14 protein-coding genes are annotated in these 15358 nt (G+C 72.8%); 7 read left to right on the top strand and 7 right to left on the bottom strand.

Features of this window, described 5'->3' with window-relative positions; genetic code table 11:
• Positions 1-73 precede the first annotated feature (73 nt).
• The 3 genes from ACFYXA_RS15080 to ACFYXA_RS15090 all read right to left on the bottom strand — a co-directional run bounded on the left by ACFYXA_RS15080 (position 74) and on the right by ACFYXA_RS15090 (position 3614).
• A complete protein-coding gene (locus ACFYXA_RS15080; protein ID WP_389033408.1) occupies positions 74-1030 on the bottom strand; it encodes an endonuclease/exonuclease/phosphatase family protein in 957 nt (318 codons plus the stop codon).
• A gap of 274 nt (positions 1031-1304) precedes the next feature.
• Positions 1305-1940: a TetR/AcrR family transcriptional regulator gene (locus ACFYXA_RS15085; RefSeq protein ID WP_389032593.1), complete on the bottom strand. Its 636-nt coding sequence runs from the start codon at positions 1938-1940 to the stop codon at positions 1305-1307.
• A 72-nt stretch (positions 1941-2012) separates the two neighbouring features.
• On the bottom strand, positions 2013-3614 hold the full coding sequence (locus ACFYXA_RS15090; RefSeq protein WP_389032596.1) for an MFS transporter: 1602 nt from the start codon (positions 3612-3614) through the stop codon (positions 2013-2015).
• 170 nt (positions 3615-3784) lie between these two features.
• Here ACFYXA_RS15090 and panB point away from each other — a divergent pair, with 170 nt between their 5' ends.
• The 3 genes from panB to ACFYXA_RS15105 all read left to right on the top strand — a co-directional run bounded on the left by panB (position 3785) and on the right by ACFYXA_RS15105 (position 6620).
• Entirely contained in the window at positions 3785-4660 is an 876-nt protein-coding gene (panB, locus tag ACFYXA_RS15095; protein ID WP_356679061.1) for a 3-methyl-2-oxobutanoate hydroxymethyltransferase, read from the top strand.
• Positions 4661-4779: 119 nt separating this feature from the next.
• A complete protein-coding gene (locus ACFYXA_RS15100; RefSeq protein WP_352249987.1) occupies positions 4780-5808 on the top strand; it encodes an ATP-binding cassette domain-containing protein in 1029 nt (342 codons plus the stop codon).
• Positions 5805-6620 (top strand): ABC transporter permease, encoded by an 816-nt coding sequence (locus ACFYXA_RS15105; RefSeq protein ID WP_352249989.1) that lies wholly within the window; start codon positions 5805-5807, stop codon positions 6618-6620. Before ACFYXA_RS15100 ends, ACFYXA_RS15105 begins: the two co-directional genes overlap by 4 nt.
• Before the next feature lie 22 nt (positions 6621-6642).
• Here ACFYXA_RS15105 and ACFYXA_RS15110 read toward each other — a convergent pair whose 3' ends face one another.
• Complete coding sequence (locus ACFYXA_RS15110; protein ID WP_389032602.1) at positions 6643-9960, bottom strand: BTAD domain-containing putative transcriptional regulator; 3318 nt, start codon at positions 9958-9960, stop codon at positions 6643-6645.
• A gap of 187 nt (positions 9961-10147) precedes the next feature.
• Here ACFYXA_RS15110 and ACFYXA_RS15115 point away from each other — a divergent pair, with 187 nt between their 5' ends.
• Positions 10148-10948, top strand: coding sequence for a site-2 protease family protein (locus tag ACFYXA_RS15115; RefSeq protein WP_356679054.1), 801 nt, complete (start codon positions 10148-10150; stop codon positions 10946-10948).
• On the opposite strand, the gene ACFYXA_RS15120 is transcribed toward ACFYXA_RS15115, so the two are convergent.
• The gene (locus tag ACFYXA_RS15120) at positions 10938-11117 is read right to left on the bottom strand and encodes a hypothetical protein (protein ID WP_351097984.1); all 180 of its coding nucleotides are present in this window, start codon (positions 11115-11117) and stop codon (positions 10938-10940) included. The two genes, ACFYXA_RS15115 and ACFYXA_RS15120, sit on opposite strands and share 11 nt — an antisense overlap.
• A gap of 86 nt (positions 11118-11203) precedes the next feature.
• Complete coding sequence (gene npdG / locus ACFYXA_RS15125; RefSeq protein ID WP_352249997.1) at positions 11204-11920, bottom strand: NADPH-dependent F420 reductase; 717 nt, start codon at positions 11918-11920, stop codon at positions 11204-11206.
• 126 nt (positions 11921-12046) lie between these two features.
• Between npdG and ACFYXA_RS15130 the strand changes: the two genes are divergently transcribed.
• Positions 12047-12643 carry a hypothetical protein gene (locus ACFYXA_RS15130; RefSeq protein ID WP_351097982.1) on the top strand — a complete coding sequence of 199 codons (597 nt, stop codon included), beginning with the start codon at positions 12047-12049 and terminating at the stop codon, positions 12641-12643.
• 49 nt (positions 12644-12692) lie between these two features.
• Positions 12693-14039, top strand: coding sequence for an MFS transporter (locus tag ACFYXA_RS15135; protein ID WP_389032607.1), 1347 nt, complete (start codon positions 12693-12695; stop codon positions 14037-14039).
• Positions 14040-14082: 43 nt separating this feature from the next.
• On the opposite strand, the gene ACFYXA_RS15140 is transcribed toward ACFYXA_RS15135, so the two are convergent.
• Entirely contained in the window at positions 14083-14316 is a 234-nt protein-coding gene (locus ACFYXA_RS15140; RefSeq protein ID WP_130437073.1) for a hypothetical protein, read from the bottom strand.
• A gap of 58 nt (positions 14317-14374) precedes the next feature.
• On the opposite strand from ACFYXA_RS15140, the gene map reads away from it, so the two are divergent.
• Complete coding sequence (gene map, locus ACFYXA_RS15145) at positions 14375-15232, top strand: type I methionyl aminopeptidase (protein ID WP_351097980.1); 858 nt, start codon at positions 14375-14377, stop codon at positions 15230-15232.
• The last annotated feature ends 126 nt before the right edge of the window (positions 15233-15358 follow it).

Genomic DNA, 15358 nt, shown 5'->3' on the forward strand with positions numbered 1-15358 from the left:
GGGGGTTGGTTCCATCGTATGTTCAAGTACGGAACAAACCCCGCCCGGCCCGCTATTCCGGCAGTTCAGCCGCTCACGGTGTGGCGACGTTCACACGTGCGGCCACCGGCAGATGGTCGCTGCCGGTCTGCGGCAGCGTCCAGGAGGTGACCGGCTCCACGCCGGTGACCATGATCTGGTCGATGCGCGCCATCGGGAACGACGCCGGCCAGCTGAAGCCGAAGCCGCTGCCGGCCGCGCCCTGCGCCGAACGCATCTGGGAGGTGACGGCGTTCAGCGAACGGTCGTTCATGGTGCCGTTGAGGTCACCGAGCAGGATCTTCCGGCTGAGCGAGTCGGCGGCGATCGCCTCGCCGAGCGCGTCCGCGCTCCTGTCCCGCTGGCGGGCGGTGAACCCGGCCTGGAGCTTGACGCGTACGGACGGCAGGTGGGCGACGTAGAACCCGACCGGTCCCTCGGGGGTCGTCACCGTGGCCCGCATCGCCCGCACCCAGCCCAGCTTGATGTCGACGTCCGCGACCTGGCTCATCGGGTACTTGCTCCACAGGCCGACCGTGCCCCGCACCGAGTGGTACCGGTAGGTCTCCGCTAGCGCCTTCTCGTAGACGGGGGCCGCCGAGGCGGTCAGCTCCTCCAGGGCCACCACGTCCGCGCCCGAGGCGGCGACGTCGCGGGCGGTGCCGGACGGGTCGGGGTTGTCGGCGTTGACGTTGTGGGTGGCCACGGTGAGGTCGCCGCCGGGGGCCGTCTTGTCGGTGAACAGCCCGCCGAAGAGGTTCGTCCACACGACGGCGGGCACCACCACCGCGATCAGCGCCGTCGCCGACCTGCGCACCAGCGCGAGCACCAGCAGCAGGGGGATGAAGACGCCGAGCCAGGGCAGGAACGTCTCGGTGAGGCTGCCGAGGTTGCCGAAGCGGTTGGGGATGTGGGAGTGCACCACCATCACCGCGGCCAGCAGCAGGGCCAGGGCGGCGACGACCAGGCCGCGCCGCCAGATCCTCGGGTCACCGCGCCAGCCGTCCGGCATCCGGGCGGCCAGCCGGCCGAACAGGCGCCGGAGCCGGGCTCCTCGGCGCTCGGGCCCCGAGCCGCCGTTCTCCGTCTCCGTCATGTACGCCTGCCGCGCCATACCGTCGCCTCACTGCCTGCCGTGCACCGTCCGTCCCCCGGGTACGACCCTAGGGGATGTCCGGCCCTGGTCCTGCCGTCCGTGACGGCCGTACGGCGACGATGACGAAGAGGGCGGTGCGCAGGGTTCCGGTCGTCGGAGCCGGGGACAGGCCTGTGACGAAACGCTCACATCAGGGCGCGGCCTGCACCGAACTGACGTCCCGTAGGCCGGCCAGCACGGCGTCGACCATCTGCTCCGCGAGCCCGTCGGCGAGGTCGGCGTCGGGGTGCAGCACGGTCCGCACCAGCATGGGTCCGATGACGATGTCGTACATCAGCTCCAGGTCGAGGTCGGCGCGCAGATCGCCGTTCTCCCGGCCCCGGCGCAGGACTTCGAGGCCGAGCCTGCGGCGCGGCGCGACGACCGTGTTGTGGTACTCCGCCCACAGGCTGGGGCTGGTCTTCATCTGGGCGAGGACGTTGTGCAGCAGCGCGGAGGACCGGTTGGCCAGTCCGCGCCGGCGCATCGACTCCAGCAGCACGACCAGGTCGTCGCGCAGGGAGGTGCCGGGCAGGGCGAGGTCCTCGGGTTCGACGGCCCGCAGCACGTCGATGAAGAGTTCCGCCTTGCCGCTCCAGCGGCGGTAGATGGTCGCCTTGCCGACGCCTGCGGTGCGGGCGATCCGCTCGATGGACACCTCACCGAGCGGAACCCCCTCCTCCAGCAGTCTCATCGTCCCCTCGATGATGGCCCGTTCCACCGCCTCGCTGCGGGGTCGCCCGCGTGCGGGCTGCTCCACACCGGTGTCGCTGTCGGCGAGGCTCACGTGTGTCCGTCCCTTCGTCGTACCGGGAACACTGGGGAGATTGTCGCTCAGGGGACGGCCCGCAGGCCGGACCTACGACTCGGCCCGCACCAAGTCCTCGTCCTTCTCGGCTGTCTGGGGCGCCTTCGGCTTGCCGGGCAGGAACGTCCCGACGACGACGGCGCCCACCACCGCCACGCCGGCCCCCCACAGTGCGGTAACGTGCATCGCATGCAGGAAGGCGGCGTCGGCGGCGCCGACCAGCGCCTTGCCCTGGTCGCCGAGCCTGGCCGCGACGCCGAGGGTCGCCTCGATGGACTCCCCCGCCGTCTCGCGCAGCCCGGCCGGGAGCGCGCCGAGCCGGTCCTCGATGCCGGTGCGGTACGTGGTGGACAGCACGGAGCCGAGGACGGCGATGCCGAGTGCGCCGCCGACCTGGCGGAAGGTGTTGCTGAGCGCGGAGGCGGAGCCGGCCTTCTCGCGGGGCAGGGCCTGCATGATGACGACGCTGGTGGGGGTCATGATGTGGGCCATCCCGGCGCCCATGAAGAAGAAGACGACCTCCAGGATCCAGATCGGGGTGTCCTCGTCGAGCGTGGCGAACGCCGTCAGGGTGGCGGCGATGACGAGCATGGCGGTCGTGGTGGTGACCTTGATGCCGAAGCGGTCGACGACCAGCCGGGCCCGCGGCGCGAAGATCATCTGGGCGGCGGCCAGCGGCAGCATCAGCAGACCGGTCTGCAGCGGCGAGTAGCCGCGCACGCTCTGGGTGTAGAAGACGGCGAAGAACGTCACGCCCATCAGCGCGAAGAAGACCAGCGCGATGACGCTGATCGCGGCCGAGAACACCTTGTTCTTGAAGTAGGTGACGTCGATGGAGGGATGGTCGCTGCGCTTCTCGAACAGCACGAACGCGACCAGGACGAGGAGGCCGGCGCCGATCGTCGACAGGACGGTCGGGTCGGAGAAGTCGGCGAGTTCGCCGCCCTTGATGATGCCGTAGACGAGCAGGACCAGGCCGACGACGGACAGGACGACGCCGACGGGGTCGATCCGGCCGGGGTTCGGGTCACGGGAGTCGGGCACCAGCCACAGCATCAGCGCGATGGCGAGGAGCACGATCGGCACGTTGATCAGGAAGACCGAGCCCCACCAGAAGTGGTCGAGGAGCAGACCGCCGGTGATGGGGCCGATGGCGATCGCGAGACCCACCCCGCCGGCCCACAGGCCGATCGCCTTGGGCTGTTCCTCCCGCTCGAAGACGTTCATCAGGACGGCCAGGGTGGCCGGCATCACGAAGGCGGCGCCGAGGGCCATCACCGCGCGGAAGGCGATGAGCTGGGCGGGCGAGCCCGACTCGGCGGCGAGCGCGGAGCCGATGCCGAACACGGCGAGACCGCCGAGCAGGACCTTCTTGCGGCCCACGCGGTCACCGAGCAGACCGGCGGAGAACAGCAGTCCCGCGAAGACGAGCGTGTAGGAGTTGATCGCCCACTCCAGCTCGCTCTGGGTGGCGCCCAGACCGGTCGGCGCGGGGGTGGAGATGGTCTTGATCGCGACGTTGAGGATCGAGTTGTCGAGGACGACGATCAGCAGGCTCAACATCAGCACGGCGAGGATCGCCCAGCGGCGTCTGTGGACCTCTTCGGGTATGCGGGAGGCTGCCGGCCCGGTGGTAGCGGCGGGAGTAGTCATGCCGCCGAGGCTAGGGGAATTGCGATACGAGACCGTCTCGTATCGCAATTCTTTTACTGAGGTCTTACCCACAGGAGCCGGTCTGGCTCTCCCTGTGCCGAGGTGCCACCATGGGCAGTGGTCCGGGGACGCCGTGAGGGCGCCTCGAGATGACGTTAGGAGCCGTTGCAATGACGCAGCTTTCGGCTGCCCAGACTGCGAAGTCGACTCCCTCCGACGGCAGCACCGCGCTGTACGGGGGCAAGGGCACGCGCCGCATCACCGTCCGCGACATCGCCACCGCCAAGGAGCGCGGCGAGAAGTGGCCCATGCTGACCGCCTACGACGCGATGACCGCGTCCGTCTTCGACGAGGCCGGCATCCCCGTGATGCTCGTCGGCGACTCGGCGGGCAACTGTCACCTGGGGTACGACACGACCGTCCCCGTCACCCTCGACGAGATGACCATGCTGTCGGCGGCCGTCGTACGGGGCACCCGGCGTGCCCTCATCGTCGGCGACCTGCCGTTCGGGTCCTACCAGGAGGGCCCGGTGCAGGCGCTGCGCTCGGCGACCCGCCTGGTGAAGGAGGCCGGGGTCGGCGCCGTGAAGCTGGAGGGCGGCGAGCGCTCGCACCGGCAGATCGAGCTGCTGGTGGAGTCCGGCATCCCGGTCATGGCCCACATCGGCCTGACCCCGCAGTCCGTGAACGCCATGGGCTACCGCGTCCAGGGGCGCGGCGAGGAGGCGGCCGCGCAGCTGCTGCGGGACGCGAAGGCCGTGCAGGACGCCGGGGCGTTCGCGGTCGTGCTGGAGCTGGTGCCGGCGGAGCTGGCCGCCGAGGTGACGCGCGTGCTGCACATCCCGACGGTCGGCATCGGGGCCGGGGCCGAGACGGACGCGCAGGTCCTCGTCTGGACGGACATGCTGGGCCTGACCGGTGGGCGGGTCCCGAAGTTCGTCAAGCAGTACGCGAACCTCCGCGAGGTCATGAGCGGGGCGGCCAGGGCGTTCGCGGACGAGGTCGTCGGCGGGACGTTCCCGACGGAGCAGCACTCGGTCCACTGAGGCCGCCCGGGCTCTGTCGCTGAGCTCTGTCGGTCGTCTGTAGGCGGTTTGCAGGCGGTCCTCGGGCGCGGGCGCGGCTTGTCGGCCGTCTGTCGGTGGGGGGCGGCACTGTCGTTCCCATGACGCGAACCGACAAGAACCCCAATGCCGCCACGGGGACCGCCGTCACCGTCCGGGGCCTGGTCAAGCACTACGGCGAGACCAAGGCCCTGGACGGGGTGGACCTCGACGTCCGGGAGGGCACCGTGATGGGGGTGCTCGGCCCCAACGGCGCCGGCAAGACCACCCTCGTCCGCATCCTCTCCACCCTCCTCGTCCCCGACGCCGGGCAGGCCACCGTCGCCGGCTACGACGTCGTCCACCAGCCCCGCCAGCTGCGCAGGGTCATCGGTCTGACCGGCCAGTACGCCTCGGTCGACGAGAAGCTCCCGGGCTGGGAGAACCTGTACATGATCGGCCGCCTGCTGGACCTGTCCCGCAGGGAGGCCCGCGCCCGCGCCGACGAACTCCTGGAGCGGTTCTCCCTCACCGAGGCCGCCAAGCGCCCCGCGAGCACCTACTCCGGGGGCATGCGCCGCCGCCTGGACCTGGCCGCGTCGATGATCGGCCGCCCCGCGGTGCTGTACCTCGACGAGCCGACCACCGGTCTGGACCCGCGCACCCGCAACGAGGTGTGGGACGAGGTCAAGCGCATGGTCGGCGACGGCGTGACCGTGCTGCTGACCACCCAGTACATGGAGGAGGCCGAGCAGCTCGCCACCGAGCTGACCGTGGTCGACCGGGGCAAGGTCATCGCGGGCGGCGGCATCGAGGAGCTGAAGGCGAAGGTCGGCGGCCGCGCCCTGCGGGTCCGCCCGGCCGATCCGGCGCAACTGCGGCCGCTGGCGGGCTGGATCGACGACCTGGGCGTCACCGGACTCGCCGGCACGACCGTGGACGCCGAGCGCGGCTCGGTGCTGGTGCCGGTCCTCAGCGACGAGCAACTCACCGCCGTGATCGGCGCGGTCACCGCGCGCGGCATCACGCTCTCCTCCGTCACCACCGAACTCCCCAGCCTGGACGAGGTGTTCCTGTCCCTCACCGGCCACCGCGCCGGCGCCCCGCAGGACACCGTGCCCGCCGACAACCGCGAAGAGGTCGCCGTATGAGCTCCGCCACCCTCACCCAGCCCGCCGCCGACGCGCGGATCACCCTGCGCGGCCATCTGCGTCACACCGGCGCCCTCGTCCGCCGCAACCTGCTGTGGATCCGGCAGGACCCGGAGTCGATGTTCGACGCGCTGTTCATGCCGGTCGTCTTCACCCTGCTGTTCGTGTACGTCTTCGGCGGCTCGATCGGGCAGGCCCTGGGCGGCGGTCAGGACGGGTACGTGCAGTACGTGATCCCCGGCATGATCGCGATGATGAGCATGACGCTGTCGCAGGGCGTCGGGACCGGCTTCAGCCAGGACTTCAACTCCGGGGTCATGGACCGGTTCCGGTCGCTGCCGATCGGGCGCGGCTCGGTGCTGTTCGCGAAGATCTCCGTCGAGCTGATGCGGATGCTGTTCGCCACGTCCGTGCTGATGGTCGTCGCGGTGCTGGTCGGCTTCGACATCCGCAGCTGGCCCGGCCTGTTCGCGGCCGTGGGCCTGTCCACCGTGTTCGCCTCGTCGATCATGTGGGTGTTCCTCACCCTGGGCGTGACGCTCAAGAACGCGCAGTCCGTGCAGGCGATGGGCTTCCTGGTGCTGTTCCCGCTCCAGTTCGGCTCGTCGATCTTCGCGCCGACGCAGTCGATGCCGGGCTGGCTCCAGGCCTTCACCGACTACAACCCGCTGTCCACGCTGGCCGACGCGGCCCGGGGGCTGATGGTCGGCGGCCCGGTCGCGCACGACCTGTGGGTGACCCTGGCCTGGTCGGTGCTGATCACCGCGGTGGCGGCACCCGTGGCCATCCACAAGTTCCGTACGAAGAACTGACCGGGACCCTCCTGTGAGGCGTTCAGACCAGGGCGGCGGCCTCCTCTCCGGTGAGGGCGCCGCCCTCGTCGTAGGCGGCCGTGTACTCCTCGGCGGAGAGCGCGGCCCGTACGGCGGCCTCGGCGCGCTCGCGGGCCACGCGCTCCGCGGCGGTGCGCCGATGGCCGGGGGGCAGCTGCGCGTCGGCGGCCCCGAGGCAGCGGGCGCCGTCGCGTGCCCCGCCGCCGGCCGCGTCCGCGTCGCCCTCGGCGAGGGCCAGGGCGGCGACGGTCAGGAACACCGACTGGACGTGCGGGGACATGGCCTGCGCCAGCGGGGTCACGGCCATCTCCAGCCCGCGCCGGATCTTCTCCCGGGACTCGGCGTGGCAGCCCTCGACGGCGTCCAGCCAGGCCTCCTGGCTGAGGATGAACGTGTCGAAGACCACGAAGTGGGCGATCGCGAAGTCCTCGCGCAGGCTGCGGATGTGCTCGCGTGCCTCGGCGACGCGGCCGGTGATGCTGGTCCAGGCGGCGAGGACGAGACGGCTGAACGGCATCGCCTCGGTGTGCGTGCCGCCCACCTCGTCCAGCACCTCCATCAGGATCCGCTCGCCCCGCTCGGCCTCTCCGGCCTCCAGCAGCGCGGCGCCCAGCCGGGCCGACAGGACGGAGAACTGGGCGCGGGCGCCGAGTCGTTCGGCGTGCTCCATGGCCTCCTCGTAGAGGGCGGCGGCCTCCAGGTAGCGGCCCAGCCGTTCGTGGGCCTCGGCGCGCGCGGAGAGGGCCTCGGCGGTGCCCCAGGCGTCGCCGACGCGGCGGAAGATCTCCAGTGCCTCGTCGGCGTCGGCCAGCGCGTCGCCGGCCCAGTCCGAGCGGTTGGCCAGGACGTTGGCGCGCATCTGGAGGCAGGCGGCGAGCTCCCACTCGTAGCCGGGGGTCTCGCGGCAGGTGCGGACGTTGGCGTCGATGATCACGCGGACGCGGGCCGCGTCGCCGCTGAGCATCACGGCGTAGAACCAGAGCATGCCCGGCACCCGGCAGGTCTGCGGGAGACCGGGCCGGTAGGTCTCGGCGATGACCCGCAGTTTCGTCTGGGCCTCGGGGGTCTCCCAGGCCGCCAGGTCCGTGTCCATGCAGGCGAGATGGGCCAGGTGGACGCCGCGCCGGGCCTCGGCGAGGACCTCGCCGGTCATCGGCGGCGGGGCGTCGGTGCAGGGTTTCCACACGGGGGCGGCGGGGCGGACGGGCTCGGTGAAGGGGTCGGGGCCGAGGGCCATGACCTCCTCGCACCAGGCGCGGGCCTCGATCCGCTGGTCGCGCATCTGCCAGTAGGCGGCGAGGGACAGGATGAGGCACAGCCCCTCCTGCTCGTCGCGGGCGGCGACGGCCCGGCGCAGCGCGGTGCGCAGGTTCTCGTACTCCAGCTGGAACCGGGCGATGGCGGCGCCCTGGCGGGGGCCGCGCAGCAACGGTTCGGTGGTGCGGGCCAGTTCGCGGTAGTGGGTAAGGTGGGCGCGTTCGGCGGCGCCGCGGTCGCCGGACTCGTCGAGGCGTTCGCCGGCGTACTCGGCGACGGTCTCCAGGAGCCGGTAGCGCATCGCGCCGTCGGGGGCCGGGGTCGCCACGACCAGCGACTTGTCGACGAGGGAGCCGAGTGCGTCGAGGGCGGCGGGGCCGCAGACGGCCTCGGCGGCGGCGAGGTCGCAGCCGCGGGCGAACACCGAGAGTCTGCACAGGACTTCGCGTTCGGCCTCGTCGAGCAGGTCCCAGGACCAGTCGACGACGGCGCGCAGGGTCTGCTGGCGGGGCAGGACGGTGCGGCTGCCCGAGGTGAGGAGCCGGAACCGGTCGTCGAGGCGGTCGGCGATCTGGCGGGCGGTCAGCATCCGCAGCCGGGCGGCGGCCAGTTCGATGGCGAGGGGCAGGCCGTCCAGCCGGCGGCAGATCTCGGCGCAGGCCGCGGCGGTCTCGTCGTCGGCGTCGACGCGGAAGCCGGGGCTTGCGGCGGCGCCCCGGTCGGCGAGCAGTCGCAGCGCGGCCGGTTCGGGCAGCGGGTCGACGGGGCGCAGCGTCTCCCCGGGCACGCCGAGGGGTTCACGGCTGGTGGCCAGGATCGTCAGACCGGGGCAGTGCGCGAGGAGGTCCTCGGCGAGACGGGCGGCGGCCCCGACGACGTGCTCGCAGTTGTCGAGGACGATCAGCATGCGGCGCCGGGCGCAGTGCTCGATCAGCCGCTCCACGGGGTCGTCGTGCCGTTCGGCGACCGCGCGCATCTCCTCGGCGCCGGCGCCGTACAGCACGGTCTCGCGGGCGCCCAGGGCGGTGAGGACTGCCTGCGGTACGGCGTCCGGGTCGGCGACGGGCGCCAGTTCGGCCAGCCACACCCCGTCGGCCAGGCCGCCGCGCACGGCCTCGGCGGCCTCCTGCGACAGCCGCGTCTTGCCGGCCCCGCCGGGCCCGAGCAGTGTGACGAGCCGCGCGCCGGCGAGGTCGGCGCGGATGACCTCGATGTCGCCCTCCCGACCGACGAACGAGGTGAGCCGCGCGCGGAGGTTGCCCGGGGCGGGAGCCGGTGCCCGGACCTGGGCCGGGGCCGGGGCCGGCGCGGGCTCCGCGGCGGGCGACGGATCGCCGGAGGAGAGCAGCTCGGCGTGCACGGAGCGCAGTTCGGGTCCGGGGTCGGAGCCGAGGCGGTCGGCCAGGAGCCGGCGTATGCCGTCGTAGGCGACGAGGGCCTCGGCGGTGCGGCCGGCGGCGCGCAGGGCGCGCAGGCGCAGCGCCTGGAGCGGCTCGTCCAGGGGGTGTTCGCCGCACAGCGCGCTCAGCTCGGGCAGCGACTGCTCGCCGTGGCCGAGGGCGAGGGCGGCGGTATGGCGGCCGCGGACGGCGTCGAGGCGGCGGGCCTCCCACCGGGCGGCCTCGGAGGTGCGGTCGGGCAGGTCGGCGAGGACCGGGTCCCGCCACAGGGCGAGCGCGTCGTCGAGGACGACGGCCGCCTTGGCGGGGTCGCCGTCGGCGAGGGCGCGCAGCCCGTCACCGGTCAGCCGCTCGAAACGGTGCAGGTCGACGGCGTCGGGGCCGGCGGCGAGCCGGTAGCCGCCCTCCGCCGAGGCGACCGCCTCCGCGCCGAGGACCCGGCGCAGCCGCCCGACGAGCGCCTGGAGCGCGCCCGGCGCGTCGGCGGGCGGGTCCCCGGACCACACCTCCTCCACCAGCAGCCCGGCGGGCACGGTCCGCCCGGCGCGCAACGCGAGGACGGTGAGCAGCGCGCGCAGCCGCGCACCGCCGACGGCGACGGGAGTGCCGTCGGGACGGATGGCCTGAGTGGTTCCGAGGATGCGGTAGCGCACGGGGTTCATTCTCTCCGGCGACACAGCCCCGACGCCCCCGGGTTTCCCGCCCCGGGCCCCGCCGTTACGGACTGATCCGCTCCGGATATCCGGGCGCCCGGCCCCAGGAACCCGGGGCCGCCGCGGGGCGTTCCCCTCACACCACCGGTACCGTCGACCCGCACACCCGATGTCCGACCTCAGGAGTCCTGCCCTCATGACCACCGCCCTCAGTCGTCGCAGTGACCGGCGGATCAGTCCCGTCTTCGTCGGGATCGCGGCCGTCACCGCGGTCACGGGGTGGGCCACCTGGACCGGGTTCGCCGCGCAGCCCGGGGTGGCCGTGTTCCTGTTCGTGACGGCCGCCTGGATCGTCTCCCTGTGCCTGCACGAGTACGCGCACGCCCGCACCGCCCTGCACTCGGGGGACATCAGCGTCGGGGCCAAGGGGTATCTGACGCTCAATCCCCTGAAGTACACCCACGCCCTGCTCAGCATCGTGCTGCCCGTGCTGTTCGTGATCATGGGCGGGATCGGGTTGCCCGGCGGTGCCGTGTTCATCGAGCGGGGCCGGATCAGGGGGCGGTGGCGGCACAGTCTGATCTCGGCGGCGGGGCCGCTGACGAACGTGCTGTTCGCCGCCGTGTGCACCGCGCCGTTCTGGCTGGACGCGCTGGACGGCGTGCCGGCGGACTTCCGCTACGCGCTCGCGTTCCTGGCCCTGCTCCAGGTCACCGCGGCGCTCCTGAACTTCCTGCCGGTGCCGGGCCTCGACGGCTACGGCGTCCTGGAGCCCTGGCTGCCGTACGGGGTGAAGCGCCAGGTGGAGCCGTTCGCGCCGTTCGGGCTGCTGTTCGTCTTCGCGCTGCTGTGGCTGCCGGCGGTGAACTCCGCGTTCTTCGACGTGGTCGACGCGGCGCTGCGCGGCCTCGGCATCGGGGACGTCGAGACGTACTGCGGTCAGACCCTCTACCGCTTCTGGGAGAGCACGCCGGACATCTGCTCGGTCAGCCCCTGACGGACCGGCGGATCCGCTCGCGCCGGACGTAGTACCAGGTCATGTTGGACGTGAGGCCGGCCAGCAGCACCCACACGACGCCCAGCCAGCTGCCCTGGACGAAGGAGACCACGGCCGCGGCGACCGCAAGGACGCACACGGCGAGGGAGTAGAGAGCGAGGCGGGGCATGGGGGCTGTTCTCCTACCAGGGCTGCCAGGGGTGCCGAAGGGACACCGGTCCTACGCCGACCAGTGTCCCCCATCGCTCCCGCGTCTCACACGTCGGTGACCCGGAGCCCGGCGTGCGCCTTGTAGCGGCGGTTGACGGAGATCAGGTTGGCGACGAGCGCCTCCACCTGGTGGGCGTTGCGCAGCCGGCCGGCGAAGACGCCGCGCATGCCGGGGATACGGCCGGCCAGCGCCTGCACGATCTCCACGTCGGCGCGCTCCTCGCCCAGCACCATCACGTCGGTGTCGATCTCGTCGATCGCGGGGTCCTGGAGGAGGACGGCCGACAGGTGGTGGAAGGCGGCGGCGACGCGGGAGTCGGGCAGCAGGGCGGCGGCCTGCTCGGCGGCGCTGCCCTCCTCGGGCTTCAGCGCGTAGGCGCCCTTCTTGTCGAAGCCGAGCGGGTTGACGCAGTCCACGACGAGCTTGCCCGCGAGTTCCCCGCGCAGGGACTCCAGGGTCTTGCCGTGGCCGTCCCACGGCACGGCGACGATCACGATGTCGCTGCGGCGGGCGGTCTCGGCGTTGTCGGCGCCCTCGACGCCGTGGCCGAGCTCCTCCGCGGCGGCCTGCGCGCGCTCCGCGGCACGTGAGCCGATGATCACCTTCTGGCCGGCCTTGGCGAGCCGGTAGGCGAGGCCCTTGCCCTGCGGTCCGGTCCCGCCGAGCACGCCGACCACGAGCCCGGAGACGTCGGGGAGGTCCCACGGGTCCTTGGCGGGGGCCTTCGCGGGGGCGTTCTGTGCGCTGTCGCTAGAGGTCATGGGCCGACTTTACGTGCGCCTGAGCGGCCCCGTGGGGCGGGGTGGCGGCGGGCGGGTTCCCCGGGTCGGGGGAATCCCGGGCGAATCCCGCGCCGGGCCGGGCCGGGTGCGGCAGGATGCCGGCGCATGGACGCCGTACGGGTCGCGCTGCTGCGTGAGGTGCTCGCCGGGACGGAGTGGCTGGGGGCCACCCGCAGGTTCGGCGCGGTGCTGCGGGGGTCGGTGCTCGCGCACGGGGGCGGGCTGCTGCTCGTGGGCACCCCGGAGCACGAGCCGTGGCATCTGGCCGCGCATCTGGTGGACGAGGCGGCGTGGTCGGGGACGCCGGAGCTGGCGCCCACGCTGGTGCGCCACGGCGCGCGTCCCTCGGATCCCGCGCATCTCGCGGTGGGCCTCGGCCGGATCGAGGCGGCGCGGCGGGGCGAGACGCTGCTGGTGGCGGCGCCGGAGGGGGACGCGCCGCTGCTGGAGCGGGTGTCCGACGCCCGCAGGGCCGGGGTGACGGTCCTCGCCCTCGGTCCGGGCGGGCGGGAGCTGACGGCGCTGGCGCACGAGGCGCTGACGGTGCCGGACGGCTCGGAACTGGACCTGGACACCGTGCAGCACCTGGTGAGCGCGGCGGCCGGCGAGTCCTCGCCGCCGAAGCGTCCCCGCCGCCGCTTCCGCGACCGCCTGTCCCAGCTGGCGGAACACCTGACGGCCCCGCCGCCGCCCCTGTGGTGAGCGGAAAAGCGGTTGCCCCGGGACGGTCTCGTGCCGACCATGGCCCCTCGTGACCGACGACTGCCCCACCACCGCCCCTCCCCCCGCCGGCGCCCCGCCCTCCGGTCTGCGGGCGCTGCTTCCGGATCTCGCCCCGTGGCGGGCCTCCCGTGACTTCCGGCGGCTGTGGGCGGCCGGGCTGGTGTCGAACTTCGGCAGCTTCCTCACCTTCGTCGCGCTGCCCGTGCAGCTGAAGGAGCTGACGGGGTCCGCCGCGGCGGTCGGCGCGATCGGGGCCGTGGAGCTGGTGCCGCTGGTGGTGTTCGGGCTGTACGGCGGTGCGCTCGCGGACGCCTGGGACAAGCGGAAGCTGATCCTGTGGACGGAGGCCGGTCAGGGCCTGCTGTCGGCGGTGCTGCTGCTGAACGTGCTGCTGCCGACGCCCGCCGTGTGGCCGCTGTACGTCGTGGCGGCGCTGTCCTCGGCGCTGGTGTCGGTGCAGCGGCCGGCGCTGGACTCGCTGTGGCCGAGGATCGTGGCGCACGAGCACCTGCCCGCGGCGGCCTCGCTGAACGCGCTGCGCTGGACGGTCGGCGGGGTGGCCGGACCGGCCGTGGCGGGCGTGGTCGTGGCCTACGCGGGGCTCGGCTGGGCGTACGCGGCGGACTTCGCGACGTTCGCCGTCTCGGTGGCCCTCACGGTGGGGATCGCCGCCTCCCCCGCCGCCCACGAGGCGGCCAGGCCCTCGCTGCGGGCGATCGCGGAGGGCGCGCGGTACGCCTGGAGCCGCAAGGAGCTGCTCGGCACGTACGCCGTCGACCTGGCGGCGATGTTCCTGGCGATGCCGCTCGCGCTGCTGCCGTTCCTAGCGGACGAGCTGGACGCCGAGTGGGCGCTCGGGCTGATGTACGCGAGTGTGCCGGCGGGGGCGCTGCTGGTGAGCCTGACCAGCGGCTGGACCTCGCGGATCCACCGGCACGGCCGGATGGTCGCGCTTTCGGCCGCGCTGTGGGGCGTGGCGATCGCCGGGGCCGGGCTCACCCGGAACGTGTGGCTGGTGCTGCTGTGCCTGGTCGTCGCGGGGGCCTGCGACATGGTGAGCGGCGTCTTCCGGGCCGCCATGTGGAACCAGACGATCCCGGACGGGCTGCGCGGCCGGCTCGCCGGGATCGAGCTGCTGTCGTACTCGGTGGGTCCGCAGCTCGGTCAGGTCCGCGCGGGCGGGTTCGCCGGCCTGCTCGGAGTGCGGGCGTCGGTGTGGTCGGGCGGGCTGCTCTGCGTGGGCGCGGTGGGCCTGCTGGCCCTGTGCCTGCCGGGCCTGATGCGCTACGACGCCCGGACGAACGAGCACGCGGTCCGGCTGCGCGAGCAGCGGCGCGGGAGCCGGGAGGGCTCGGTGCCCGCGGTGGGGAGCTGACCGGGGCGGGGGCCCGGCAGCCCTTGCGGCCGGGCCCCCGCCGTCAGTCGTCGTCCGTGGTGCCGCCCGTGGGGGCGTCGTGCCACTTGGGGTCGTTCTCCCACTGGAGGTTGCGCTCGCGGGCGGTCTCCATCGCGTGTTCCGCCTCGCCGCGCGTGGCGTACGGACCGAAACGGTCCTTGCCCGGGCAGTCCGGGCCTTCCTCGACCTTCTTGTGCTCCAGACAGTAGAACCACTCGCCGGGCTTGCCGGCGGTGTGCTTCTTGAACAGGGGCATGACCAGCTCCTCTCGCCACCGTCATGTTCCCCCACGGCGGCTCGTTAGACTCGCCGGCATGTCCAGCCAGTCGCTGCTCGTGCCCGGGGAGCTGTCCCCCGTCCGTTCCGTGCCCGGAAACATCCGCCGTCCCGAGTACGTCGGCAAACCGGCGCCCACTCCCTACACCGGGCCGGAGGTGCAGACCCCCGAGACGATCGAGGCGATGCGCGTCGCCGGCCGGATCGCCGCGCGGGCGATGGCGGAGGCGGCGAAGCTGATCGCGCCGGGAGTGACGACCGACGAGCTGGACAGGGTGGCGCACGAGTACATGTGCGACCACGGGGCCTACCCCTCCACGCTCGGCTACCGCGGCTTCCCCAAGTCGCTGTGCACGTCGGTCAACGAGGTGATCTGCCACGGCATCCCGGACTCGACGGTGCTGCGGGACGGCGACATCGTCAACCTGGACGTCACGGCGTACATCGGTGGGGTGCACGGCGACAACAACGCGACCTACCTGGTCGGGGACGTCGACGAGGAGAGCCGGCTGCTGGTGGAGCGGACCAGGGAGTCGCTCGCCCGGGCGATCAAGGCGGTCCGGCCGGGCCGGCAGATCAACGTGATCGGGCGGGTCATCGAGTCGTACGCGAAGCGGTTCGGGTACGGGGTGGTGCGGGACTTCACCGGTCACGGCATCAACTCGTCCTTCCACTCCGGGCTGGTGATCCCGCACTACGACAGCCCGCACGCGACGACCGTGATGCGCCCGGGGATGACGTTCACGATCGAGCCGATGCTGACGCTGGGCACCCACGAGTACGACATGTGGGACGACGGCTGGACGGTCGTGACGAAGGACCGCAAGCGGACCGCGCAGTTCGAGCACACCCTGGTGGTGACGGAGTCGGGCGCGGACATCCTCACGCTGCCGTAGGACCTTGCGCTCACAAGCCCGCTCTCCTCGGGAGGGCGGGCTTTGCGCGTTCCGGGTACTCGCCCTCCGGCAGGTCTTGCCGACGAATTGTCGGTAAACTTGCCGACAGAGAGTCGGCACCCCGTT

It is taken from the genome of Streptomyces sp. NPDC002566 (assembly GCF_042889585.1).
Lineage (GTDB): Bacteria > Actinomycetota > Actinomycetes > Streptomycetales > Streptomycetaceae > Streptomyces.